Here is a 753-nt window from a genome sequence, read left to right on the forward strand (position 1 = left end):
ATGGGAGCTGACTATTGTTTTCGCCCGATGCACACAAAGTCCTGTCCAATCTTAGGCTCATTCTCAAGAAGCTCGCAAACCCTAATTATTTTTTCATGCATTTCAGCATCAGCTAATTTCGACTCAATATCAGGAAGCATCCAAACAGGGCTAACTACGCCTTTCGTTACCTCTATTTTGAAGCCTGACGACGTTATTTCTGCTTCTAATTCTTCAGGTAAATGAAAATGCCAAGTTGGATTACGAGTTCTAAAACCTGTTTCTACTTCTGTTTTAACCATTTCAAAATAGGTGTCATCCAGAATAAGCTCACTATGAATACCGTAGAAAACACCCGCATAACGATTAATTGCAAAACCAAACAGAACCCCATTGGGCTTTAGAATCCGAAGAGCTTCATTGAGGACTTTCTTTCTCTCAACTAAGCCTGTGATGTGATATAGCGGACCATGCAAGATCACAGCGTCAAATGAGTTATCTTCAAATTCTAAATCCTTAGCGTCACCAACATGGTAACCATCAAGGAGAATTCCTTTATCCAAACCGATTCTTTCAGCCTTTTCTATATGAGCGGGCACTATGTCTAATAGATGCACATTATGACCAGCTTTTGCTAAATCAAACGAATAGGCACCAGTTGCTCCACCAATATCAATTATTTTGCGAGGCTTACCCTGGAGGTATTGTTTGAAAATATTAACCCTATGATTGCATAAATAAAGAAGGAATATAGCAGTAAAAAACTTGAAGAGC

The 753-nt window shown here is 39.0% G+C and carries 1 protein-coding gene; it reads right to left on the reverse strand.

Annotated features, from left to right (window positions below):
• Positions 1 to 11 precede the first annotated feature (11 nt).
• Positions 12 to 753 (reverse strand): class I SAM-dependent methyltransferase (locus tag ACYQ2M_RS25185; protein ID WP_459919159.1); only part of this gene is annotated, 742 nt, incomplete at its 5' end.

Source organism: Desulfocicer niacini (genome assembly GCF_054657595.1).